Annotated in this window: 19 protein-coding genes; 13 read left to right on the top strand and 6 right to left on the bottom strand. The window is 69.3% G+C overall.

The window, feature by feature from the left end; translation table 11 throughout:
• The first annotated feature begins 4 nt into the window (after positions 1–4).
• The 3 genes from ACFVS6_RS19915 to ACFVS6_RS19905 are packed head-to-tail and all read left to right on the top strand — an operon-like array spanning position 5 to position 5301.
• Positions 5–2143 (top strand): peptidoglycan DD-metalloendopeptidase family protein, encoded by a 2139-nt coding sequence (locus tag ACFVS6_RS19915; protein ID WP_389705409.1) that lies wholly within the window; start codon positions 5–7, stop codon positions 2141–2143.
• 15 nt (positions 2144–2158) lie between these two features.
• Positions 2159–3562, top strand: a complete 1404-nt coding sequence (locus ACFVS6_RS19910) for a PQQ-binding-like beta-propeller repeat protein (protein ID WP_389705408.1) — start codon at positions 2159–2161, stop codon at positions 3560–3562.
• Between the two features lie 2 nt (positions 3563–3564).
• Positions 3565–5301: a type IV secretory system conjugative DNA transfer family protein gene (locus ACFVS6_RS19905; RefSeq protein ID WP_389705406.1), complete on the top strand. Its 1737-nt coding sequence runs from the start codon at positions 3565–3567 to the stop codon at positions 5299–5301.
• A 91-nt stretch (positions 5302–5392) separates the two neighbouring features.
• Here ACFVS6_RS19905 and ACFVS6_RS19900 read toward each other — a convergent pair whose 3' ends face one another.
• Complete coding sequence (locus ACFVS6_RS19900) at positions 5393–5797, bottom strand: transglycosylase SLT domain-containing protein (protein WP_389700807.1); 405 nt, start codon at positions 5795–5797, stop codon at positions 5393–5395.
• Between the two features lie 486 nt (positions 5798–6283).
• Here ACFVS6_RS19900 and ACFVS6_RS19895 point away from each other — a divergent pair, with 486 nt between their 5' ends.
• Entirely contained in the window at positions 6284–6640 is a 357-nt protein-coding gene (locus ACFVS6_RS19895; protein ID WP_389705404.1) for a hypothetical protein, read from the top strand.
• Between the two features lie 200 nt (positions 6641–6840).
• A complete protein-coding gene (locus ACFVS6_RS19890) occupies positions 6841–7674 on the top strand; it encodes an SDR family oxidoreductase (protein ID WP_389705403.1) in 834 nt (277 codons plus the stop codon).
• A gap of 85 nt (positions 7675–7759) precedes the next feature.
• Here the strand turns inward: ACFVS6_RS19890 and ACFVS6_RS19885 are convergent, their stop codons facing one another.
• Positions 7760–8275, bottom strand: coding sequence for a hypothetical protein (locus ACFVS6_RS19885; RefSeq protein WP_389705401.1), 516 nt, complete (start codon positions 8273–8275; stop codon positions 7760–7762).
• Between the two features lie 253 nt (positions 8276–8528).
• Positions 8529–9083, bottom strand: coding sequence for a hypothetical protein (locus tag ACFVS6_RS19880; RefSeq protein WP_389705399.1), 555 nt, complete (start codon positions 9081–9083; stop codon positions 8529–8531).
• A 61-nt stretch (positions 9084–9144) separates the two neighbouring features.
• Between ACFVS6_RS19880 and ACFVS6_RS19875 the strand changes: the two genes are divergently transcribed.
• Complete coding sequence (locus tag ACFVS6_RS19875; RefSeq protein ID WP_389705397.1) at positions 9145–11937, top strand: hypothetical protein; 2793 nt, start codon at positions 9145–9147, stop codon at positions 11935–11937.
• A gap of 28 nt (positions 11938–11965) precedes the next feature.
• Here the strand turns inward: ACFVS6_RS19875 and ACFVS6_RS19870 are convergent, their stop codons facing one another.
• Positions 11966–12940, bottom strand: a complete 975-nt coding sequence (locus ACFVS6_RS19870) for a LuxR C-terminal-related transcriptional regulator (RefSeq protein ID WP_389705396.1) — start codon at positions 12938–12940, stop codon at positions 11966–11968.
• Between the two features lie 249 nt (positions 12941–13189).
• On the opposite strand from ACFVS6_RS19870, the gene ACFVS6_RS19865 reads away from it, so the two are divergent.
• The 6 genes from ACFVS6_RS19865 (at position 13190) to ACFVS6_RS19840 (ending at position 18099) form a co-directional block, all read left to right on the top strand.
• On the top strand, positions 13190–13414 hold the full coding sequence (locus ACFVS6_RS19865; protein WP_389705395.1) for a hypothetical protein: 225 nt from the start codon (positions 13190–13192) through the stop codon (positions 13412–13414).
• Positions 13415–13481: 67 nt separating this feature from the next.
• Positions 13482–13829, top strand: a complete 348-nt coding sequence (locus ACFVS6_RS19860; protein WP_389705393.1) for a hypothetical protein — start codon at positions 13482–13484, stop codon at positions 13827–13829.
• 92 nt (positions 13830–13921) lie between these two features.
• On the top strand, positions 13922–15211 hold the full coding sequence (locus tag ACFVS6_RS19855) for a hypothetical protein (RefSeq protein ID WP_389705392.1): 1290 nt from the start codon (positions 13922–13924) through the stop codon (positions 15209–15211).
• A 36-nt stretch (positions 15212–15247) separates the two neighbouring features.
• Positions 15248–15526, top strand: coding sequence for a hypothetical protein (locus ACFVS6_RS19850; RefSeq protein WP_389705391.1), 279 nt, complete (start codon positions 15248–15250; stop codon positions 15524–15526).
• Between the two features lie 99 nt (positions 15527–15625).
• Positions 15626–16771: a hypothetical protein gene (locus ACFVS6_RS19845; protein WP_389705390.1), complete on the top strand. Its 1146-nt coding sequence runs from the start codon at positions 15626–15628 to the stop codon at positions 16769–16771.
• Positions 16768–18099, top strand: coding sequence for an MFS transporter (locus ACFVS6_RS19840; protein WP_389705388.1), 1332 nt, complete (start codon positions 16768–16770; stop codon positions 18097–18099). The genes ACFVS6_RS19845 and ACFVS6_RS19840 overlap by 4 nt, the downstream gene beginning before the upstream one ends.
• 118 nt (positions 18100–18217) lie before the next feature.
• Here ACFVS6_RS19840 and ACFVS6_RS19835 read toward each other — a convergent pair whose 3' ends face one another.
• Entirely contained in the window at positions 18218–18667 is a 450-nt protein-coding gene (locus tag ACFVS6_RS19835) for a spore-associated protein (RefSeq protein ID WP_389705386.1), read from the bottom strand.
• A gap of 616 nt (positions 18668–19283) precedes the next feature.
• On the opposite strand from ACFVS6_RS19835, the gene ACFVS6_RS19830 reads away from it, so the two are divergent.
• Positions 19284–20429 (top strand): SMI1/KNR4 family protein, encoded by a 1146-nt coding sequence (locus tag ACFVS6_RS19830; RefSeq protein WP_389705384.1) that lies wholly within the window; start codon positions 19284–19286, stop codon positions 20427–20429.
• 30 nt (positions 20430–20459) lie between these two features.
• Here ACFVS6_RS19830 and ACFVS6_RS19825 read toward each other — a convergent pair whose 3' ends face one another.
• The gene (locus tag ACFVS6_RS19825) at positions 20460–21080 is read right to left on the bottom strand and encodes a transposase family protein (protein WP_389705382.1); all 621 of its coding nucleotides are present in this window, start codon (positions 21078–21080) and stop codon (positions 20460–20462) included.
• Positions 21081–22696: the final 1616 nt, after the last annotated feature.

The following is a 22696-nucleotide window of genomic DNA, read 5'->3' as shown; positions in this document are numbered from 1 at the left end:
CCGGATGGTGGCTCCTGCCGTACTGGCAGCCGCGTCGAAGGCCGTCAAAGTGGCCAAGACAGCAAAAATGGCCGCCCAGTTGGCCGGCGGACAGGGCGGGGGCGGCGCCGGAGGCCCCGGTGGTGACAAGAAGAAGGGCAAGGGGAAGGTCCTCCTGCTTGCCGGCGCGGGCGGCCTCCTGCCGATCGGCGGAGTCGGCTTCATCGTCGTCATGCTGGCCATGGCCATGGTCGGAGGTCTCGGCGGCGGTTCCGCCAAGGCGGCCTGCGGCAACTACAACGAGAACGCGCGCAACGGCAACACCAGCGACCAGGCGGCCACCAACCCGATCATGCCCGCGGGCAAGATCTACCTGCCCAGCGACACCGCCCGCAACGAGATACCCCCGCGCATGATGCTCGCCGCGATGCGCGCCGCCGCCCGCTACGAGGGCCTCGACTGGACGATCATCGCCGGGCAGATGTACCAGGAGACCAAGTACGGCCAGGACCCCTCCGCGGCGCCCGGCGGCAAGAACAGCGCCGGCTACATGGGCCTGCTCCAGTTCGGCGACCCCGCGTGGAAGGACTACGGGGCCGACGGCAACGGCGACGGCAAGAAGGACCTGTACAACATCGACGACGCGGCGTTCGCCGCCGCCAACTTCATCCACGCGCTCAAGGCCGAGACGAAGCCGTGGAACGCCCTGCTGCGCTACTCCGGCTCCCGGGACGACAACACCGTCTACCCCCGCGTCGTCCTCACCCAGGCGGCCCGCTACCGCGGCAACCTCACCGGCGAGAAGAGCCTGATCGAGGGCTGGTACGCGCACCTGAAGTCGACCGTCGAGAAGAACCCGGGCTTCCCCACCCTCGGCCAGAAGGCCGACATCCCCGCGCCCGTCGGCAACGACGCCCAGCCCAACGAGGCACTCAGCATCCAGTCGGCCTCGCCGCGCTCCTGGTCCACCCCGCCCTACGGCGGCGACACGGGCGGCACCACCGACCAGGCCGCGGCCCCCCGGAACGATCGGGGCGGTCGCGGAAACCTGGCGAGCGCCAACCTCGGCGACCGGATGCAGCCCGTCGCCCTCTCCCTCCCCCTCATCAAGCCCGCCGCCCCGCCCGCCGAGGACGGCAAGAACTGGCAGTGGCCGCTGAAGGAGGGCACCTACACCGTCGGAACCCCGTACCACCAGAACGGTTCCGCCTGGAGCCTCGGCTACCACACCGGCCTGGACCTGCGGGCTTCCGGCGGTACGCCGATCTACGCACCCGCGGACGGCAAGGTCATCAAGGTGGCCAGCGGCGGCTCGTACGGCAACGAGACGCACATCGAGCACGCCAACGGCGTCGTCACCCTGTACGCGCACCAGACGACCGTCATGGTGTCCCAGGGCGCCACCGTCAAGCGCGGCGACCAGATCGGCACGGTCGGCAACACGGGCAACTCCTTCGGTGCGCACCTGCACTGGGAGGTCCGCCTCCCCGGCGTCGACAACCCCTTCGTCGCCGGCCAGGACAGGGGCCCCGGCATGGTCGACCCGAAGGGCTGGATGGAGGGCAGGGTCTCGGCCAACCCCGACTACGGCACCGTGCCCGGCGGTGACGCCGGCCAGGGCAAGGACGCCGAATACGCCGGCTGTGCCAAGGGCGGCAAGGGCACCGCGGTGCCCCCGGACGGCGCGGGCTCCACCGGGGTCCTGCCGGGCGCCGACGATCCCGTGGTGCGGGCCGCGCTCCGCTGGGCGCAGCGCGGCATCGGCAAGCCGTACGTCTGGGGCGCCGCACGCCTCCAGGGCGACAACCCCGTCTCCTTCGACTGCTCCAGCTTCACGCAGTGGATTTACTACCAGGCCAGCGGCGGCAAGATCGACATCGGTACGGTCACCTACACGCAGGAGGACAACCTCAGCGCCTCCAAGGTCGACCTGAGCAAGGCCCAACCCGGCGACATCATCTTCTTCCAGCCCGGGCCGGACGGCCCCGAGCACGTCGCCGTCATCTGGGACCCGGCCGGCAAGAAGATCCTGCACGCCCCCCGCCCGGGCAAGAACGTCGAGTTCAGCACCTGGGACGTACAGGGCCAGATCATGGGCGTCTACCGCGTACCGATCCCGGCAGGCACCCACCCCGACGGCGGCGCCGGCGGCGACCATGCGTAGAAGAAGGAACGGAACATGACGAAGGACAAGCACGTGCTGCTCGTGATCGCGAGCGGCACGGTGCTGGCCCTGGGACTGACCACGGGCTGCGGGCCCGCGGAGAAGACCGCCTCCGGGCCCGCACCCGCGACGGCACAGCCCTCCACCTCCGCCAAGGGCCCGGTCTACGCGGGCCTGCCGGACCCGGGACTCCAAGGCCGGCCCGTCTGGGCCCGTGCCATCAGCGGCGCCCCCCGAACGGTCTGCCCCGGCCCCGCGGAGGACACGAAGACCACCGCGACCCGTTGCGTCCTCGGTGACGCCGTGGTGCTCACGGAGGAGGTACCGGGCTCCGGCGCGGGCGGCGAAGGCGAACCGCAACGGTTCATCACCCGCCTCCTCGACGCCGCCACGGGCAAGCAGCGCGCGGAGTACGAGAGCGTCATGTCCGTCGTGCCGTCCAGCGGTCTCCGCACGGGCTTCAACGAAGGGTCCTCCTCACCCTCGGCCGTCGGCCGCTGGAAGGACGGCTCCCCGGCCCTGCTGATCCGTTCCCAACCCGTACCTGCGGGGGCGTCGGCGGGTCAGGACTCGTCCAGCGCCGTTTACACCATGTACAGCCCGGCCGGAGAGAAGCTGGGTAGCTCCGAGGTGAAGAACGAGCACCCCCTGGCCCTCCCCGTCGTGGACGGCTTCGTCCAGCTCGATGAGGAATCGGAGAAGCTGACGTACCGCCCGATCGGAGGCGGCGCGGACATCCCGGTGACGAGGATCCCGGGGGGCGATCAGCCCATCGGCCCCGGCTTCGGCCACTACGCCGAGAAGAAGGACGACCATGACGGCAAGGGCAGGTACCTCGCCGTCATCGACCGCCTGACCGGCAAGGAGACATGGACGACTCGGGAGATGACACCGCCGCCGTCCGTCGCTGCCGAGGGCCGGTCGGGCAAGCACGCCGACACCGAGCTGCGCCCGCTGAGCGGCAACAGGGCCATCCTCCTGTGGCACGCACAGGCATCGGACGCGACGGTGATGACCACCGTTGACCTGGCCACCGGACGACGAGTCGCCGACGGCCCTTCGATCGACCTCGCTCTGACGCTCACGAGGACGGACGACAGGACGGTCGTGTCCCCGGACGGAAGGACCGCGGTCAGCCAGTTCGGCGGCAAGGTCGTCGCCTGGGAGCCGGAAACCGGCCGCGAACTGTGGCGCCCGCAGGCCGGCCAGGACCTGCGGCCCATGGCGCAGTCGCCCGGCGGAGTGCTCTACGCGGAGCAGAGCCCTGACACCAAGGGGTTCAACGCCCTGACCGGCGCGCCCCTCTCCCCGTACAGGGAGATCCCGGAGTTCACCAGCAACGGCTACGGCACGGTCCAGGACGACGGCAACCTGTTCGTCTTCCGTACCGCGCCGTCCCCGGCCGAAGGAAAGTCCTGACCATGGCCTCACCCCAACAGAAGAAGCCCCGCTCCGACGGCGACTGGACGATCGAGATCGCCTGCCTCGTCGGGGCGATCCTGGTGCTCCTCGGCGGCGCCTGGCTCGCCGCCCGCCTCGGCGCGTCCTTCTCGGACGCACCCGCACCCCCGTCCAACCCGCTCTCCTTCGCCGTGTCCCTGGCGACGGGCGACTACGCGTGGCCGCACGGCGCGGCCAACGCCGTCGCGGCCGCCGAGGTGGTCCTGCTCGTCGGAGCCGCGACCGCCGTGTACCGGATCCGTCAGCGGATGCGCAACAAGCCGGACGTCGACGGCGCCGCCCGCCACCTCGCCCAGGGCGAGAAGCTCGGCAAGCTCACGATGAAGGGCGCCTCCGCCACCGCCGAGCGTCTGGGCGTGGACAGCACCTCGCCCGGCGTCTTCATCGGCCGTTCGCTGCGCGGCCGCCAGCCCCTGTACGGGTCCTTCGAGGACATGCACGTCGACATCTGGGGCCCCCGCACCGGCAAGACGACCCGCCGCGCGATCCCCGCGATCCTCGACGCCCCGGGCGCCGTCCTCGTCACCTCCAACAAGCGCGACATCGTCGACGCCACCCGCGGCCCGCGCCAGGCCCGCGGCCAGGTCTGGGTGTTCGACCCGCAGCAGGTGGCGCAGGAACCGCCCGCCTGGTGGTGGAACCCCCTGTCGTACGTCACCGACGTGGCCAAGGCCCGCAAGATGGCCGACCACTTCGCGTCGGGCTCCCGCGACGCCGACGCCTCCACGGACGCCTTCTTCGACCCCGCCGGACAGGACCTGCTCGCCAACCTCCTGCTCGCGGCGGCGACCTCCAAGTCCTCGATCACCCAGATCTACACCTGGCTGGCCAACCCCAAGGACGACACCCCGGAGCGCATCCTGCGCGGCGCCGGACACCTCATGGCGGCCGACTCCCTGTCCGGCGTGATCACCGCCCCGGACAAGCAGCGCAGCGGCATCTACGGCGTCGCCCAGCAGATGGCGTCCTGCCTGATCAACCCCGCGGTCAACCAGTGGGTGACACCTGCCTCCGCCGCCGACGACCGCCCCGAGTTCGACCCCCACGAGTTCGTCCGCGGCGACTCCACCCTCTTCTCGCTCTCCCGCGAAGGCAGCGACTCGGCGGGCCCGCTGGTCACCGCCCTGACCGTGGCCGTCGTCGAGGCAGCCGAGGAGTACGCCACCACCCAGCGCGGCGGCCGACTGTCCCGCCCGCTCGTCGGAGTCCTGGACGAGGCGGCGAACGTCTGCCGCTGGCGCGCCCTGCCCGACCTGTACTCGCACTACGGCTCGCGCGGCATCATCCTGATGACCATCCTCCAGTCCTGGGCCCAGGGCATCGAGGTGTGGGGCGAGCGCGGCATGGAGAAGCTCTGGTCAGCCGCCAACGTCCGGGTCTACGGCGGTGGCGTCTCCGACACCCGCTTCCTCGGCGACCTGTCCGAGCTGGCCGGCGAGTACGAGACGCGCGAGTACAGCACGACCCGTGAGACGGAGACCGGTGGTTGGACCGGCAACCGCACCATGAACGAGTCCGTCCGCCGCGACCGCGTCCTGAAGGTCTCCGACCTCGGCGCGATGCCCCCCGGCCGGGCACTCGTCCTGGCCTCCGGCACCCAGCCGGTCCTGGTCGAGACGATCCCGTGGTGGGAGGGCCCCTACGCCCGCGAGGTCAAGGCCTCCCTGTCCAAGCACGACCCGGGCGCCCGCGCCTGACCCCCGGGCCCGGGCCTTCGGCCCAATGCCCGGGAACAACGCGAGAACGCCCGGCAGGTATCCCTGCCGGGCGTTCTCGCGTCGGTACGGCTCAGTACCAGTGGTGGGTCTGCCAGAAGTTCCAGGCGCCGACGGGGCTGCCGTAGCGGGAGTTCATGTAGTCCAGGCCCCACTTGATCTGGGTGGCGGGGTTGGTCTTCCAGTCGGAGCCGGCCGAGGACATCTTCGAGGCCGGGAGGGCCTGGACCAGGCCGTAGGCGCCCGAGGAGGAGTTCGTCGCGGTGTGGTTCCAGCCGCTCTCACGCGAGACGATGTTGTTGAACGCCGCGAACTGTGCCGGGTCCTTGATCATCTGCTGGGCGACCGCCTTGGCGCTCATCGGTGCGGCCTGGGCGGGGACCGTGGCGAGCATGGAGCCGGCGACGCCGAGGGCGACGACGGTGCCCGCGAGGGCCTTCTTCGAGGCGGCGATGCGGCGGATGACGGTGTTCGACACGGGAGGGCCTTCCACAGGGGACGAGGGCGGTCGCTGCACGTCGAGGACGTGCGTGAGCCACTCAGGTGATGCGGAGGGCTTCGTCAGCGGCGGGTGAAACACCCGGGCCGCTCGGCGACTCATCCAGTTCTACAGACGGCCCACCGGCCTGGCAACGAACCCACTTACTACCCGCCCTCGCAGCCAGGGACCCACGACCCCCGGCACGCCCCCGGCCCTCCGCACGCCGGGTGCCCCGCACGGACGACCGCCCCGTCCCTCGGGGCCTACTACCCCGGCTCGTATGTGACGTGGGTCCTATGGTCCGGCTCACCCCGAGCCGGCCCGAAAATTACCAAAAGTAACCGTTCGCACACCCCCGGAGCGCGAGCCCGGTCATCCCCAGTTCCGACGGGAGAGGCCATTCAAGTCTTTGATCCACTCTTCTGGCATCTGTTCCTCATGCCTTTGATGTAACGAATCTGCTCACGACGAGAGGAACAGAACATGCGAAAGATTGCCTGCGCGGTCGCCGGAGCCGTACTGACCGGTGTCGCGCTCCTCGGCGCGGCCCCCGCCGGCGCCGCCCCGCAGGGGGAGCAGGCCGTGGCCGCGGTGGGTGCACCGGCGCCGAGCTGCGTCCAGTCGACCTTCTGGGCCACGACCTTCTTCGGAGTCCTCCACACCGAGATGACCAACACCTGTACGGACGTCCAGCGCGTCAGGTCGTCCTTCGCCCCGGCGTTCACACCGGACCCCACCTGCTACACACTCAGCCCCGGCCAGCAGACCGTGTACAACAAGCAGGTCTTCCCGTATTCCTCAGCCGCCAACTACAAGTTCCTCGGCCTCATCACCTGCTGACGCCCACCCCTCGATTCCCCTCCGCCCGACCCGTCGGAGGGGAACCGAGGTTCCCGCCCGTCGCGATCACCGGACCCTCGATGCCGACGCACGTGCCCAACCACGCACAGGGCCAAGGTGTTTCCTTGACCTCAAGCGCGATCGAGGTCATAGCGTTCCACTCGTGTCACCCCCGTGATCATCCGACGAAGGGAACCACCGTGATCCTCGTGACCGGAGCAACCGGGAACATAGGCAGCACCCTGCTGAAGGAACTGCACGAGCACGCGACCGGGCCACTGAGAGCACTCACCCGGGATGCCGCACGAGCCGTCCTGCCCGAAGGGGTCGAGGTCGTGGAGGGCGACTTCGCGGACCCGGCATCGTGGAAGCCCGCGCTGGAGGGCGTGCGCTCGCTGTTCCTCCTCTCGCGCCTCGGCCCTGACGCAGACATCCTCGAAGCCGCCCGCACGGCAGGCGTGGAGCACGTCGTCCTGGTGTCCTCCATCACCGTCCACACCCACCCGCACCTCGGCCCGGCCCGCGAGAACCTTGAGGTGGAACAACTGCTCAAGGCGAGCGGAATGGCCTGGACGATCCTGCGGCCGACACAGTTCGCCTCGAACGCGCTGATGTGGGCGGACACCATCCGTGCCGACGCCACCGTGCACGCCCCGTTCGCCGCGACCGCACTGCCGACCATCCATCCCGCGGACATCGCGGCCGTGGCACGGATCGCGCTGACCGAACCCGGCCACCACGGGCACACCTACGCCTTGACCGGACCGGAACCGGTCACCGCCCGCCAACAGGTCGAGGCCATCGCGGCAGCCCTGGGCCGGGAGGTGCCCTTCGCCGAGGTCAGCCGCGAACAGGCCCACGCACGGATGGCCGCCGTCTTCGGGGCCGATGCCGCGGACACCGTGCTCGACGTCACCGGCGGAGACGTGAACGACGAGCTGCTGACGGTCCGTGACACGGTCGCCCGCATCACCGGGACACCGGCCCGCCCCTTCCAGCAGTGGGCTTCGGAGAACGTCGACGCCTTCCGCTGAACCCATGCACCTCAGCACGTTCGTAGCCCCGCGGACATCGCGGCCGGGCTGACCCGTCCCCGGCCAATACGCCCTCCGGACCGGTTCAGTCACGTGGAGGAATCGTCTTGTCGATGTTGGCGAGCACCCGGCGCGCACTGTCGATGTGCATCTGGATGAGGTCCCGCCGGAATTTCACCGGTTCATTTCGATAGCGGGCCTTGCCCGCTTCGGAGGTGAAGGCGTCCGCCGGGATGGCGTCCTGTCCACTCGGAACGAATTTGAGGACTTCTTCGAAGGCGGCGAGGGCGTAGGCCATCGCCGCGCGGTGCTTGTGGTGCTCGGACTCGGGCCGGTTGAGCATTTCCATCCCGGCAGAGCCGGAAAACCGGTAACCGACGTCCACGAACTCGCCGGGGTCGATGATCCGGGACGGTTCGGGGCCGCCGAAGGCGGGCGCGGGCGGCGGAACCTCCTCCGCCATCCGGAACTCGAAGTGACGACTCACGCCACACCGCCGACAAATGCCCTCGTACACCGCCGCAAGGTCGTCGCCCCGCAACTCCAAACGGTGCTGCCGGTCGAAGTCGAAGCTGCCGCACTCGCATGCGTGCAGGTCCATGTAGAGGTGTGCTTCGGACGAGGACCGGGCTATCAACATGGTGCGACCCCAAGGTCAGGTGGCGCCGGGGAGACCCCGCGGCGGAGGGTCGTGCTCGGCGGCGGCGCGAGCCTGGGCGGACGCGACTCCTGGGCGTGATCGATCCATGGACCCGGGCGCCCGAGCGTGACCTCCGTCCCAGCGCCCCCACGGCGCCGGGACGGAGAACCGGCCCGGATGAACCGGGCCACCGGCTGCGGCCTCCTGGGCCGGTTCAGTCGCGCGGAGGAATCGTCTTGTCGATATCGGCGAGCACCTGACGCGTGCTGTCGATGTCCATCTCAATGAGGGTCCGCCGGAACTTCCCCGGCCCGTTCCGGTAGCGAGTCCTGCCCGCTTCGGAGGTGAAGGCGTCCGCCGGGATGGCGTCCTGGTCCGGCGGAACGAATTTCAGCACTTCTTCGAAGGCTGCGAGGGCGTAGGCCATTGCAGCGCGGTACTTGTGGTGCTCGGACTCGGGCCGGTTGAGCAGCTCAAGGCTGGCGGCCCGGGAAACCCGGTAGGCGACGGCGACGTACTCGCCGGGGTCGATGATTCGGGAAGGTTCGGGGCCGCCGAAGGCGGGCGCGGGCGGCGGGATCTCTTCCGTCATCCGGAACTCGAAGTGACGGGTTCGGCCGCACTGCCGGCAAGCCCCCTCGTACACCGCCACGAGGTCGTCGCCCCGCAACTCCAACCGGTGCTGCCGGTCGAAGTCGAAGCTGCCGCACTCGCATGCGTGCAGGTCCATGTACAGGTGCGCTTCGGACGAGGATCGAGCTATCAACATGGCATGATCCTAAGGTTCATTGCGCGGTGACGTCGCTACGGCGGCGTGAGAGGGGCATCACGTGGACAGGTTGACCGATCCCCGGATCCTGATGGCTACGCTGGGGCGGGCCGTAGGGCAACGATGGTCGAGCGCTCCCGATCATCAGGGCGTATTGCTGGCCGCCGCCGAGCGGGACATGGGCTTGGTGGCGCCCCTCGTCCTCGGCGATCGGTTCGGTTACCCGCTGCCCGGGACGGAGAACGGGCGTCGGTTCTTCGACCTGCCCGACAGGCGGGACAGCCAGGTCCGGCCCGCCAGGATCTGGGTGGATGCCATCCCACTGGACACGGGAACGATCGCCAGCACCGCGACGAACACGACGTCGGACCACTACGTCCTCCGGATCTCCGACCGCCTGCCGACCGAGTTCGTGGGGCGGGTGCTCGCCCACGCGGTGGGCGAAGCGTTCGCCATCCGCGAGCGCGCGGCAGCACGACTGACTCCCGTACGCGAAGATCTTTTGGGCCGGGGGACGACCCTCTCCGCGGAGGCCGAGTTGTCCGCCGCGGACATGGGACGCATCGGCGAGCTCAATTGGCTCGCCGAACAGGGTGCCACGGCACGGCTGCCCCAGGAGCAGCGCACCAGTGCCCGCACGGATTTCTCCGCGCTGCTGGACCAGTACGGAATGCGCCCCACCGCCGAGGTGAGCGATGAGCGCGCATTCCCTCCGCAAAACGCCGCGGCGAGGGCCCGACGCCTGGCAGCAGCGGAATTCCTCACGGACGAAGCCCGTCTGCTGCTTGGTCCCTTGGCTCGCCCCATAGAGCAGCTCGACCCCGCCGACGCCGCCGCCCTCCAGGCCGCCCGCGACGCCGCCATGGTCGCCGAGCGCCAGGTCGAGGCGTTCATCGGCCGCCGCGACGTCACCATGCCCATGCCCGGCTACGACCAGAACGGGCTTCCGCTGGCCCGCGACCAGCTGAAACCCGCCGCCACCGAATGGGACGCATACCGGGATCAGCTCAGCGAACGGGTCGACCAGAAGCTGTCCGACCAGTTGGCGGCGGGGGAACTCCCGCGGCGCAAGGTCGTGATCGGCGGCGGCGCGAGCCTCAGCGGACGCGACCCCGAAGCACTGCTGATCGACGGAGCCGGGCGTTGGCACCTCGATCCCGCCATCGGGATCGTGCAGTCGGCGGACCAGGACCGCGACCTGGCGCAGTGGATGGGCGTCGATCCGTATCAGGGCGTCACCAACCCCCGCCAGCGGATCCCCATCCACGCCATCCGCCTCTGGGAGGACCAGCTGGCGACGCAGGGCGACGTGATCAACGGCCACGCCGGTCTACGGCTCGGCGAGAACGGTGAACTCATCGCCGAAATCACCCGGTCCGCCAAGAACGGCGTCCCGAACCGCGCTCCGCTGCGGGTGGCCTGCGAAGGGGTACCGACCGTGGCGACCGGCCTGCCGCCGGAGCTGGTGCCGGGAAACATCCGCGGCAAGGACGGCGTCGAGAGCCGCAGCGAAGCCGTACGGCTGGTCGGCGAGAGACTGGCGGAGCTCGAAGGACGGAACATCGCCGGCGCGGCGGAACTGCGCACGTGGCTGACCGGAGCGGAACGGAGCGGCCTGGACGCCGGGACCGTACTCGCCGCCCTGGACGGGCATCCGCTCAAGGACGCCATCCAGACCGGTCCGGACGGCAAGCCCACTCCCCGCCTCCAGAACTGCTTCAGCGTCCTCGGCGCCACCCAGAAGTGGGAGCAGGCACGCGAGGACGCCCCGGGCAGAGTGTTGATGGGCGACGAGGTCGCCGACGGCCGCTTCGACGCACGGGACGCCCAGCACTGGATCATCGCCGGCAACGGCGGAACCGGCGTCGCGAACGCGGAGATCATCCTCCGCCAGAATCCCAACGCCCACGTCACCATCGTCGGCAGCGGAGAGGTCCCGGAAGCACTCAAGCACCAAGTGCAGTACGGGGAGATGTACGACAAATTCGGCGAGGGCGGGGAAGGGCGCCTGCACACGGTCCCCGCGCGCCTGGGCGAGATCGAGACCGTCCGAGGCGAGGACGGACGAACCGTCGTCCAGATCCAGTACCAGGACGGCGACGAGACGAAGACCCTGGTGGCCGACGGCTACGTAGCCAGCCTGGGCCGTACGAACCCCCTCCCCGCGGCGGTCCAGCAGCTCGCGGACCAGGTGCGGGACGGGGGAGGCAAGGTCAGCGGCGACCTGATGTTCGACAAGGACGATCAGTACATCGGCTATGGCCTCACGTTCGCCGTGGACGGCCGTGAGCACCGGGTGGACGTGAACGGAGCGGCCTCCTGGCAGCTACCGCGCGAGGTGTTCCCGCCCGAGTCCGGTATCCAAGCGGAACTGTTCGAGATGGGAGGCCGCGCCCTGCCGCCCGAAACCGGCAACGCCTTCCCCGGCTTCGCCCCCACCGCCCGCCAGAGCGTGCTGCGCGCACGCGCGGTGGCGGAGGCCGAGGCGGGCAACGCGGACGCCGTCCAGCGGCGCTCGACGATCCCCGAGCGGTGGAAGCGACCCGGACCCACCATGGAGACGGACGGCCCCAGCGCGGAGCCGGACGGACCCACCCCGACCCCCCGGACACCGAACGCACCCGGAAGCCACCTGTGGCAGCTGGGTACGCCAGGAGCCGACGGCCCCGACCGTACCCCCGGCAACGGGCACACCAAGTCACCCAACCCCCCAGGACCGAGCACCCCCGGAAGTCACCTCTGGCAAACAGGCGTACCCACGACGTCCGTCGGCCGCCCCGGCCACTCCCGGCCGGCCCCCGGCCCCGCCCCGGATCCCGGCCCCACGAACCCCCACAGGGGCCTCGGCGACTGACTCCTCCGGCACCGGGGGCCGCGCCCCCCTACAGCCACCCGCGCTTCGTCGCGTTCACCCCGGCCTGGAACCTGCTGGTCGCGTCCAGTCGCTCCATCAGGCTCGACATCATCCGGCTGACCGTGCGCGCCGAGATGCCGAGGTTGCGCGCTGCGGCCTCGTCGGTGTCCCCGGCGGCGACCATGTCCAGCAGTGCGCGTTCCGTCGGGGTGCACCCGTTGTCGTTGGCGGGCGGCTGTTCGCCGAAGCACGTCCCCGCCGACCAGCACAGTTCGAACAGGGCGCACAGGGCGGTGATGATGCCGAGGTTGTGCACCTCGATCGCGCCCTTGCGCGGGTCCTCCGGGTCCAGGGGCACGATCGCGGCCCGGCGATCGACAATGATCATCTGGATGGGCACGGTGGGGACAGTACGCATCTGCCCGCCGTGCTCGATGAGCCAGCGGGCGTAGGCAAGGGTGTCGGGGTCATTGCGGAAGCTGTCGCGGCAGACGGCCCGGATGGCCACGCCCCGCAGCAGGGCCTCCTCGTTGAGCGGGGTTGCGGCGTTGCGGGCGTCGGGCCGGTGCGCGCCGCCCGGGTTGAGGGACAGACATTCGAACTCGGTCGTCCGCTGGAGTTCTTCCAGCCGGCTACGGACGGCGTCCAGACCTTCGAGCCGCGTGGCACTGTCCGACACCCGTGTGCCGATGTGTTCGGCGGATATCGCCGCGATCTCGGCCCGGGTGGTCTCCACTTGGGCCAAGCGCGCCGCGAGATCGGCCTCGGCGGAGGCCAGCAGCGTGGTGAGGCCGACTTCCGGACTGACGGGACGCAGCCTTCCCCCGCGCTGATCGGACGGCTTGACCAGGGCGAGAGCGGCCAGTTCGTCCAACGCGGCGCGGATCACTCTCTCCTGAAGGCCGGTGTCCGCCATCAGATCGGTCACCCCGTGGTCGGGGTGCAGCAGGGTCGCCCGGTAAACGGTCTCGGCGTGGGGCGTGAGCCCGAGTAGCTGCAACATGTGGTCCCCCTTGGTTAGGACATGGCCAGGATCACCCACTTGAGCAACCTTCCGCATATGCCAGGACGTGTTCAAGCCCGCAGGTGGTCCGAGGTGGCGTCTACCCGCCTGGCGTCTTGACGACCGTCTGCGGCTAGTGACACGGCCGCCGACGTGGGACAGCCTTAAGCCATCGAACGCAACACCCCGCAAACGGGGTGGACGCGACAACGAAGGCAAAGAACCTGATTCTGAAGGGTGGAGTCCTCCATGTCCCGGGTCGCCGCAGTCCTGCTCGCATCCGCCGCTCTCATCGTCGCCGTCGCAACCTCCGGAGCCGTGTCCCACGGAGCACCGGACGCGGGACGTACGTCGGCCGGGGACGGGTTCGGCTGGGGGACGGGGCAGGTGGTGGCCGATGACGGGTTCGGGTGGGTGACGCCCCGGGGCGGAGCCGACACCGGTCAGGGCGCCGGCACCGGTCGGTCGGTCTGACCTCGGTCCCACCCCGACCCACCCCACCCACCCGGAGTCCGACGGTGCCAGATCACGCGAGGGCGTCATGTACATGATTTCCATGCGGTTGGTCGGTTCCCACGGAACACCTGCGGCACCCGACGACCTCAAGGAACTCCTCACCGCTCAGTTCGACCCCGTGGACCGGATCGAGCACCTCTGGACACGCGTCGACGGAGACCGGATCGACCTGGTCCTCTTCGTCCTCGCCGGTTGCGAGGCCGAGGCCCTGCTGACCGCTCGCGCGGCGTGTCTGCGGGCCGTCGCCCACACACCACGCCTCATGGCCTGGACCCTGTCGGACACCGCGCCCACCGCCAACACCGCCAACGCGGCGACCACCGCCACCGCCACCGACGCCACGAACACCGGCGGCCCCCGCGACTTCTGGTAGCGGCAGAGCACACCCACCCTCACCTCCTCCCCTCCCCCCACCCCGGGCCCGCGCGTCGGCCACCACCACGAAGGCAAGAGAGAGGATCCACCATGCTCGAAACCGCTGACGCAGGCCCGCGTACGGCGCTCGACCGCACCACCGAACGCCGCCACATCGGGACCTTCCAGGTTCCCGACGACGTCACCTCCATGGAGTTCTCCCTGCCGGGAGCGCGCCTGGAGACCACGAACGTGAGCGAGAGCGACGGCACCAACGGCGTCGTCCGGGTGACCCGCATCTCGAACGGGCCGGGCATCACCGACTACGTCACCCACGAGAAGGACTTCGCCTACTCCGCCTACGGCATCCACGTGGGCCAGGACGACCGGCTCACCTTCTTCGGCGAGGGCCAGCGCATCGCCGTGCACCTGATCGACTGCCGCGAGGACTCGCCCCAACTCGGCGACGAGATCACCATCGAGATGGCCGTCTCGCCCTACCGGGTCCTGATCATCCCCAAGGGCATCGCCCACACCCTCGACGGCCTGGGCGGCGTCGTGACCCGCGACGAACCGGTCTGGTACGCCGACCAGAACCCCGACTGGGAACCGGACAACGACCTCGTGTCCTTCCTGCGCTCCTCGCAGCAGGCTCCCGTGGTGCGCACCAACCGCCACGAGCTGCCGGTCGCCGCGCACCTGCTGCTCTCCCGGATGTCCCAGCAGACCAACGCGCAGGAACAGGGCGCCTACGCCGCCCGGTACCGCGTCTCCATCGGCGGCAACACCACCTACGCGACGCTCAGGCCGACCTGGCGGGCCGCCGAGACGGGGAGCGACATCCACGCGTGGGCCTCGCGCAACAACTTCGTGTTGACGGGCCCCGAGTCCTTCACGGTCGTGCCCTCCACCGACAGCTGCACCTCCGACGTCCTCGAAGTGGACCTGGACGCCGGCAGCGCAGACGACGGCCCCAGCAGCACCGAGGACAGCTCCAGCCCGGCCAAGGCCACCGCCGGCGGCCGCTTCGTCCGCCACGAATACTCCCGCCGCCGCCTCACGTGGCTGGCGGGCAGCACGGACGCGCAGATCGAGGTGGTGAGCGCGGAGGGAGAACGCTCCGTGATCCGCCTCGGTGACCCCACCATCGGGGTCCGCGTACCCCCCGGTACCTGGTACCGGCTCACCGGAACGGGCCGTGTGTGGCTCCGCTCCGAGATGGAACTCCTGGACCTCGAACCCTGGGCCCTGGACCACCCTCTCGGCCGCGACGTCAGCACCGCCGATCCGTCCGGAGCCGGCGCCAGTAGGCCCGAGCAGGACAGCGACCGCTACCTGCCCGGACCGGCTCTCCACGCGCTGGCGCGCATGGAAGCCAAGGCAATATCGCTCACCCGCTGAACCCCGACCTGAAGAACCCAACGAAGGGAACACATCATGTCGATCACCAGTGTCGAGACCACCGCCTGGAAGACCGAGCTCGCCGCCATGTCCGGTGACGTCGCGGACCCCGCCGCCCGCGCCGCGCTGGAGAGCCTGAGCTCGGCCCTGGAGCCCTACTTCGAGACCCCGGAGTACTTCCGCAGCATCCTCGGCAAGATCGCGTCGCGGATGATCGACGCCGACACGGAGGAGCAGATCACCTCGCGCTCCTTCGGTGACCTGGACGAGTTCAAGGCCGCCCTCCCGGAGGGCGTCGTCGTCACCACCGTCTGATCACCGCGGTAGTCGTTGGGGGCGGGTACACCGGTTCGGTGTACCCGCCCCAGGCACTTGCGACCACTCCGAATCCCAGCACCGCAGAGAGGAACGTCCATGTCCGCCTTCCCCAAGCCGCACCTGATCATGACCAGGACCCGCACCATGGGTGCGGACTCCGGCCTCCCGGGAGCGCGGCACATCCGGTCCTCCCGCAACGACCGGCCGTACCACTACATGGTGCACAGCCCGCACTTCGCGTACGAGGAGTACGCGGTGCACCTCGGCCAGTACGACCGGCTCTCCTTCTACGGCCCGGCCGGCGCCGGACCCGTCACCGTCCACATGTACGACTGCCGGGCGGACTCACCCGAGTACGACCGCAAGCTGGAGATCGACGTCCCGGCCGACGGATCGTGCGTACTGGCCATCCCCCCGGGCTACGCGCACTGGTTCGAGCAACTCGGCACCGTGACCACCCGCAACGACTATTCCCTCCACGCGCCGCAGGACCCCGCCTCGAAGTGGTCCCCGCTCGACGACAACGCCACCTACTCCGTCGCCGACATGGACCGCGCACGCCCCCGGACCGTCGCCAACACCGTCGAGCTCCCCACGGCCGCACAGTTCCTGATCTCCAAGGTGGTCTCCCGCAGCTGGCTCGGCGGCGCGACCGAACAGGGCGTCGTAGCCTCCGCCGAGATCGGCGGCGAACTCCACCGCTACTTCATCGACCGGGACCTCGGCGGGCAGCAACCCGTACTGCCCACGTCGGAACTCGCCACCGTCACCACCGGGGTCGGCTCCTACCAGTCGATCCGCGATGACTCGTACGGCATCGGCTCCAACGTCGAGAACGGGATGGCCGACACCATGGTTTACGACATTCCGACATCGTGGCCGCAATATTTCAGCTCACATCCACATCTCACTCTCAAGCTGTCCCCATTGCTGTACGACAATCCCGAGATGGACCTCCAACTCGTCGACCGCCGCGCGGACTCACCCACCTTCGGAGCCTGTCAGACCCTTCCCTTCCCGCAGGACCCGCGGGCGGTCCTGACCATCGAACCGGGCGTGCTCATGCGGGCCCGGGGCAGGGGGACGCTCCACTACCGGGTGGAGTACGAGGTCCACGACTCCCGGGGCGCGCGCCTGCCCGAGCTCTTCGTCCCGGTACGCGCCGACGGCCCCCTGCCCACCTTCGAAGCGCCGGGCACCGCCCTCGCGGGCAACGTCGTCCGAGAGCTGGCCTACCAGTGACCGCGACCGAGCAGGAGCCGAAGACCGGCCGCACCGTGCTCCCCACCGCGTCTCGCTGGCTGACGCTGCTGCTCGTGGTCTTCGCGGTGCTCGTCATGTCCCGTTCCATGAGCGAGGGCATCTACGACATCGCGTTCGCCAACCTGGCCCTCGACCTCTCCGGCCTGGTCAGCACGGTCGGCCTGGTGTACTGCGTGGGCTACGGCGTGGAGGTCGTCGCCTCGATCGCGGCCGGCCCCCTGCTGGACCGGGGCAACCCGAAGACCGTCCTGGTCGTGGCCTACCTCGTCAAGATCGGCGTGTTCGTCCTCATCGGCATCGGCTCCACGTTCCTCTCCTCCCACCTGTGGGCGATCGTCGTGGCGGCGGCGACGGTGGACCTCGTCCACCACATCGGGGAAATGGCCCTGTTCGTGCTCCTGCCGCGGATCCTCGACGCCAAGACCCTCGTCCGGGTCCAGGGCATCGGCGGAACCATCCGCTCGGCGAGCGAACTGCTGTCCCCGGTCGTGGCGGGCCTGGTCATCGCCCTGCTCCCCGGATCCCAAGCCCTCCTCGTCGCCGCCGGCCTCCAGGTACTCGCCCTGGCCGTCTTCGCCGGCTTCATCGCCGTAGTGGCCCGACAACCGGGGGCCACACACCCGAAGCCGGCCCACACACCGACGTCCGACGCCGGCACCGCGGCCGAGGAGCAACCGGCCCCCCTCCCGTCCCGCCGCGTGGTCGCACGGACCCTCGCCACCAGCCCGGCCTGGCGCCGCTTCCTCACCTTCCACGCCCTGACCGTGCTCGCCCTCTCGACGGTCATCCTGTCCCTGCTCTCCCTCATGAGGGAGACCTTAGACATGTCCCCGGCCCGCGCCGGCTCCTTCCTGGCGTTCTCCACCATCGGAGCCATCATCGGTGGCCTCGTCGTCGCGAAGGCCGGCCCGGAGGGCATCTACTCCAGCCTCCGCTGGGCCACCGCCCTCGCGGGCGCGGGCACCCTGACGGCAGCACTGTTCGGCGGGACGCAGTGGATCCTCGCGGGCGCGCTCATCCTCTTCGGCCTCGGCTTCACCGTGTACCTCAGGTCCGCCGGACTCCTCGTCCAGCTCCGCGCCCCCGCCGCGCTCCTCGGTACCTGGCACGGACTCCTCGACGCCGTCATCCGCGTCGTCAGCGCCGGGGCGATCCTCGCCACCGGCTTCCTCTTCGACCGCTTCGGAGGCAGGCCCGTCTACCTGTTCTTCGGCGCCCTCCTCCTGCTCACCGCCGCCCTCTGGTCCACCTTCGGAACCCAGGACCGGCAAAACCTCGGCTCCACCCCCCTGCACCCCACCCCATAAGCACTCACGAGCCTGCCGGGCACCAGCCGGACGACGGCGATGACCGTGCGGTCGTCAGGTCGATGAACCTTGCTCCCGACGACCGCACGGAGCCATCACATTCGAGCCGAAGCCCGGGTCAGCGAACCTCGGTGACCCGGTGCTCCTTACGGGCGCCACAGTTGGAGTTGTACACCTGCACGTGGACGTTGCTGATGCCGCCGCCCCAGTCGACGCAGTAACCCTTGCCGTACACGTAGGCCGGGCCCGCGTAAGAGGTGTACCGGCCGAAGTCCTCGCCCCGCTCGGAGGTCGCGTTGTTCTCGATCCACAGAGCCATGTCCACGGCCGCGCCCGGGTTGTTCCGGATGGTCGCGACGCAGTTCTTGCCGTTCGAGGCGTTGTACGTCAGGTAGACGGTGCCCAGCGAGCCGACGGCAGCCGAGTTCACGGTCTTGTAGCCGCTTCCACAGACCTTCTGCGGCGTGGTGTTCGGCGCGGCACTGGCCGGCACAGCCAGCGCCGTCGTGGCCCCCAGAGCCAGAGCGGCGAATGCGGAGGTGGTCAGGATAGAACGGGTGAACTTCATGTTTCCCCCTTGCGGTCATGGGAGTTGGTCGCTCCTGCCTGCTGTGACACGCACGACGGCGCAACGGTTCCGCGTCATCCACAAAAGATGCAACCGAGCCACCCGATCGGCACCGTCCAGGCCCAAGACACTTCGAGAGCGAGCAGCGCCCCGCCCCGGAGACCCCCCGCCTGACGGCCCGCGGGCGCGATGCCATACCTCGGATGACACGATGGCGGCAAGGTCGCCCTGAGAGCCAACGAGCGCCACGGGCAGGCTCCTGCCGGAGCTGGGTGAGTCCGCCCGGCAAATTTGCATCATGTTGCCACGCTTGCGGGCGAGGAACTCCTCCGGGAACTCACGGGCGTGCTGCTGCGAGACCGAAAGGTCCCGAGGCACACAGTGGTAGGAGGCGGCATGAGGATTTTTAGTGTCGTCAGTCAGCGAGCTTCTTCGAGTTGGCCACCGATCACGACTGAGCGCGCTTCAGCGTCGAGTGCGCGGCTGCAGCATCCGGTGCCGGCAGATTGGTGATCCGGGACAAGGGTCCGCTTGCCGGCCTGAACGCCAACCCCGCCGGCAAGGCCGGTGAGCGACGATCAAGCTGTTGTCGGCCGCTGGTTCTAAGGTCGGCCCTATGACATCAGACCTGGTCCAGGACTCATGGACTCGCATCGACGCGTGGCTGCGCGAGCACGCACCCCGCACGTTCGCCACGCTTCGGCCGCCTGCGGGCGGCGAGGAGATCGCAGCAGCGCAACAGGAACTGGGGGTCACCTTTCATCCGGACCTGGTCGCTTCACTCCTCCGGCACAACGGGGCGCTGGAGGGACCTGAGGCTTTCCGCTTCAGTACGGGTGACCGGCTGCTCGGAGTGGGCGGAATCCTCGGGGACACCGGGTTCATGCGCGGTATCGACCAGGGCCTCGACGGGGAGACCGAGGGCTACTGGCTTCACGATTACGTAAAAATCGGTTCCTACGACGTGACGTCGGACGGTCTTCTGATGGATTGCCGTACCGGGCGGGACTCCTTCGGTGTGATCGGACGGTTCTTCGACGAGACCGGCACCAGTTTCGGGCAGGCCGACTCGCTGGGTGAGTACCTGGCCGAACTGGCCGGCACGCTTGAGCGCGGCCAGGACGCCGGTGTCGTCACCTTCAACGGCCGACTGTTCTGGGAGGCGCGTCCGCCTGCCAAGCCGCAGTACAGTGCCGACGAGCCCCTACCCGCACCGGATGAGCAGCTGCCAGAGCTGGACCTGTCCTACAGCCCCACCGACCTCCTCCACGTGAGCCACCTGGACGGGCATGAGGAACTCGGTGCGCTGATCGCAGTCCTGCCGTATGAGCAGGTGGTCGACGCCGCGCGCAAGCAGCTGCGCAGACTGGCGGTCGAAACGGGTCTGAACAACTACCCGGAGGTCAAGACAGCCCTGGACGCGTGGGAGTGCGGTATGGCTCCGCCACAGCCTGACCAGACCGGCCCGCTCGCCTTGCGACTCCGCGCGGTGCTCGCACAAGCCGACACCGGCCGAGACCACACGCGCAGGTGGGCCGCGGAGAAGATGGCCCTCGGGATCTGGGGGTCCCCGTACAGGTCCGTGTGCGAGAGCGCGGAGACCCGGAGTCACTTCACTCTCGACTGGCGTGCGGATCTGCATGCGGACCTGGGCAATCAGCCCCTGCCACCGATACCCGACGACCGATTCTGGGGGGCGCTGCGCAACCCCGCCATCGACTCCAGTTGGTACGCGGCCCAGTACAGCCAGGATCAGGACTGACCCCAGGGGTTTCGGTTGCGAGTGAGCACTTCATATGGCGGTTATCGCCAGACGAAGCGCCCACAAGGATCTTGAGCGCTGCCGCTCCAGCGTGAGGATGGCCTTGACGATTGACGTCATGCGGTTGGGGCTGCACCGGGACCTGCGGAAGATCCGCCAGCACTTCAGGCTCGCGACACCGCGTTCAACGGGCGCTCGTGCTGCGGCCAGCGCCCGGTTGAGGCTCTTTTCGTGTGTGCGGTCCGGCAGGGCGGGCGAGAGCCACAGCAGCCGGCCGCCCGGGTCGGTGACGACCTGCACGTTCACTCCGTGGCGCCGGTGTTTGTGGGAGTGGTCGGCCCGGCCGTCGCCGACCCGGTCGCACTCGGCGAGGGTTCCGTCGAGCAGGATGAAGTCGGGATCGTGCTCGCACAGCGTCTTGAGTAGACCCGGTGCTCGTTCGGCGAGCAGGTCGACGACCGCGTGGGTGTAGGCGTGGGCGGTGGACTCGCTGATCCCGAACCCGGCGGCGATCTTGGCCAGAGTGGTGTGCTCTCGCAGGTACACCAGTGCCACCATTGCCCGCCGGTAGCCCTCACGAGCGACAACCAGCATGGCAACCCACTCCACGAGCGCATGCGGCAGGTCAAGTGCGGCAGGATGGATGACCAACGAGGCCCCCGAGCAACGTGAATGAGACATCAGACATCTCGATCAACACCTCGGCGGCCTCGTTCGTTGCGCTTCACGACCACCACCCGATCGGTGGCCAACTCGAAGAATCTCAATGGTCCGGCAGCCGCGCCTGGAACTGTATTGAGAGGCCAGCACCGCGGTCGAGCCCCGGGTATGAGTGCGCCCGAGGCCTCAGGTGCCGCGCCCGCTGAGGGTGTTCCAGGGCGTTGCGGAGGATGGCGCCGGTGGTCCGGGCCTGCTCGGCGAGGCGCCTGGGGCGGGGCCGGGCCCCTTGCCGGTCGGTCCACTCCTGCAAGGCCTGTAGGTGCGGTTGGTTGGTCCAGTGGACGCCTCGGGTCAGGGGTACCCAGAGTTTGTCGGGCAGGGTGACGACCAGGCGCGCGGTGAGTCCTGCGCCCGTGTGCGGGCCGCGTCCGCCGAGGGTTTGACCCGTTGTTGGGACGCTGGCCGGGATCGGTCCCGCAGGAGTCCGAGTGTGTCCAGTTCGGTCTGGAGGGTGAGGGTGCGTGTGGGGCGCTGCTGGCCGGATCTTGGTCTGCGCATCCCGCCGCGCTGCTCCAGGTGATGGGGGGGAGACGGCAAGAACCATGGTGTGCGCCATGCGCCCATCATTCCTGACCGGCCTGTGCCGGACGCAGGTTCTGGCAGATCAGAGCGACTGTGGAAGGTTGCCCGGCAAGCCGGACTGTCTATCTATACAGATAGACAGTCACAGACGTGGGAAGTGACCGTTTCCACGGGAACTTACACAGACTTCTCCTTTTTATGCAGACTGTCGGTGCTCGCAGGCGGCCACTGTTCGCATTTGCGTTCGGGTGGTCCGATGGGTCTCCAGTCCGTGTCTGGCGAGGGCAGACTTGCTCTCGGTCCGCGAAGGTGCGGGACGTTGAGGCGACGGGAGTGGCTGGCATGGGTCTACGGAAGTGGTTGAGGGTAGGGGCCGTCATGGTTGTAGTCACGTCGGGATTGGCCGTCATGGCTCCGTCGGCCTCGGCGGCCACTCGCCGCGGTGGCATCGACCTGGGAGCCTATTGTCAGAGGACAGTTGCTCCGGGGGACGGCAGCGTCGCCCGCTTGGTTGAGAACCACGCGAGGGGTTGGCGCTGCCTGGACTCGATGTGGATTGGCGCACCCTATGGCTGGGCGACCTATAACGTGCGAGGCCTGGATCTCAACCACGCCTGCAGGTTGCAGTACGGCAATGGGGCGTATGCAGTACTTGAGCAGAACCACGCGCGGGGCTGGGCGTGCTATCGATAGCACGCGCGTACACCGAAGCGCAGCGGCAGCAACCCCCCAACCCTCGAAGCGAGTTGGGGACCACCGGGAGAGCGAAGCGCGCTCCCGGTGGCTCCGAGCGGAGCGAAGGGTCTCCGGCCGAAGGCCGGCCCGGAACCCTGTGAAACAGGGTTACTTGGCCCCGCGAGGCGGGCCGTTCGGGCGGAGCCCGAACCAGTCCGAAGCGAAGCGCAGGACACCGGCCCGAAGGGCCGGCTCGGCTCTGCTTCGCAGAGCCCGTCGAGCGTAGCGAGGCGGTGTTCTCCCCCGCGCGCAGCGCGGGGGGTCTCTGTTCTACGCGCGCAGCGCGTAGG

It is taken from the genome of Streptomyces sp. NPDC057939 (assembly GCF_042887545.1).
Lineage (GTDB): Bacteria > Actinomycetota > Actinomycetes > Streptomycetales > Streptomycetaceae > Streptomyces.
The sequence above is the reverse complement of the archived record's forward strand: the minus strand, read 5'-3'. Positions and strand labels throughout refer to the sequence as shown.

Coding starts and splice junctions, on each gene's coding strand:
- ACFVS6_RS19885 (WP_389705401.1), bottom strand. CDS start 8,275: ATGGACCTGCACGCATGCGAGTGCGGCAGCTTCGACTTCGACCGGCAG.
- ACFVS6_RS19905 (WP_389705406.1), top strand. CDS start 3,565: ATGGCCTCACCCCAACAGAAGAAGCCCCGCTCCGACGGCGACTGGACG.
- ACFVS6_RS19910 (WP_389705408.1), top strand. CDS start 2,159: ATGACGAAGGACAAGCACGTGCTGCTCGTGATCGCGAGCGGCACGGTG.
- ACFVS6_RS19830 (WP_389705384.1), top strand. CDS start 19,284: ATGACATCAGACCTGGTCCAGGACTCATGGACTCGCATCGACGCGTGG.
- ACFVS6_RS19845 (WP_389705390.1), top strand. CDS start 15,626: ATGTCCGCCTTCCCCAAGCCGCACCTGATCATGACCAGGACCCGCACC.
- ACFVS6_RS19835 (WP_389705386.1), bottom strand. CDS start 18,667: ATGAAGTTCACCCGTTCTATCCTGACCACCTCCGCATTCGCCGCTCTG.
- ACFVS6_RS19880 (WP_389705399.1), bottom strand. CDS start 9,083: ATGTTGATAGCTCGATCCTCGTCCGAAGCGCACCTGTACATGGACCTG.
- ACFVS6_RS19860 (WP_389705393.1), top strand. CDS start 13,482: ATGTACATGATTTCCATGCGGTTGGTCGGTTCCCACGGAACACCTGCG.
- ACFVS6_RS19850 (WP_389705391.1), top strand. CDS start 15,248: ATGTCGATCACCAGTGTCGAGACCACCGCCTGGAAGACCGAGCTCGCC.
- ACFVS6_RS19895 (WP_389705404.1), top strand. CDS start 6,284: ATGCGAAAGATTGCCTGCGCGGTCGCCGGAGCCGTACTGACCGGTGTC.
- ACFVS6_RS19855 (WP_389705392.1), top strand. CDS start 13,922: ATGCTCGAAACCGCTGACGCAGGCCCGCGTACGGCGCTCGACCGCACC.
- ACFVS6_RS19865 (WP_389705395.1), top strand. CDS start 13,190: ATGTCCCGGGTCGCCGCAGTCCTGCTCGCATCCGCCGCTCTCATCGTC.
- ACFVS6_RS19870 (WP_389705396.1), bottom strand. CDS start 12,940: ATGTTGCAGCTACTCGGGCTCACGCCCCACGCCGAGACCGTTTACCGG.
- ACFVS6_RS19915 (WP_389705409.1), top strand. CDS start 5: ATGGTGGCTCCTGCCGTACTGGCAGCCGCGTCGAAGGCCGTCAAAGTG.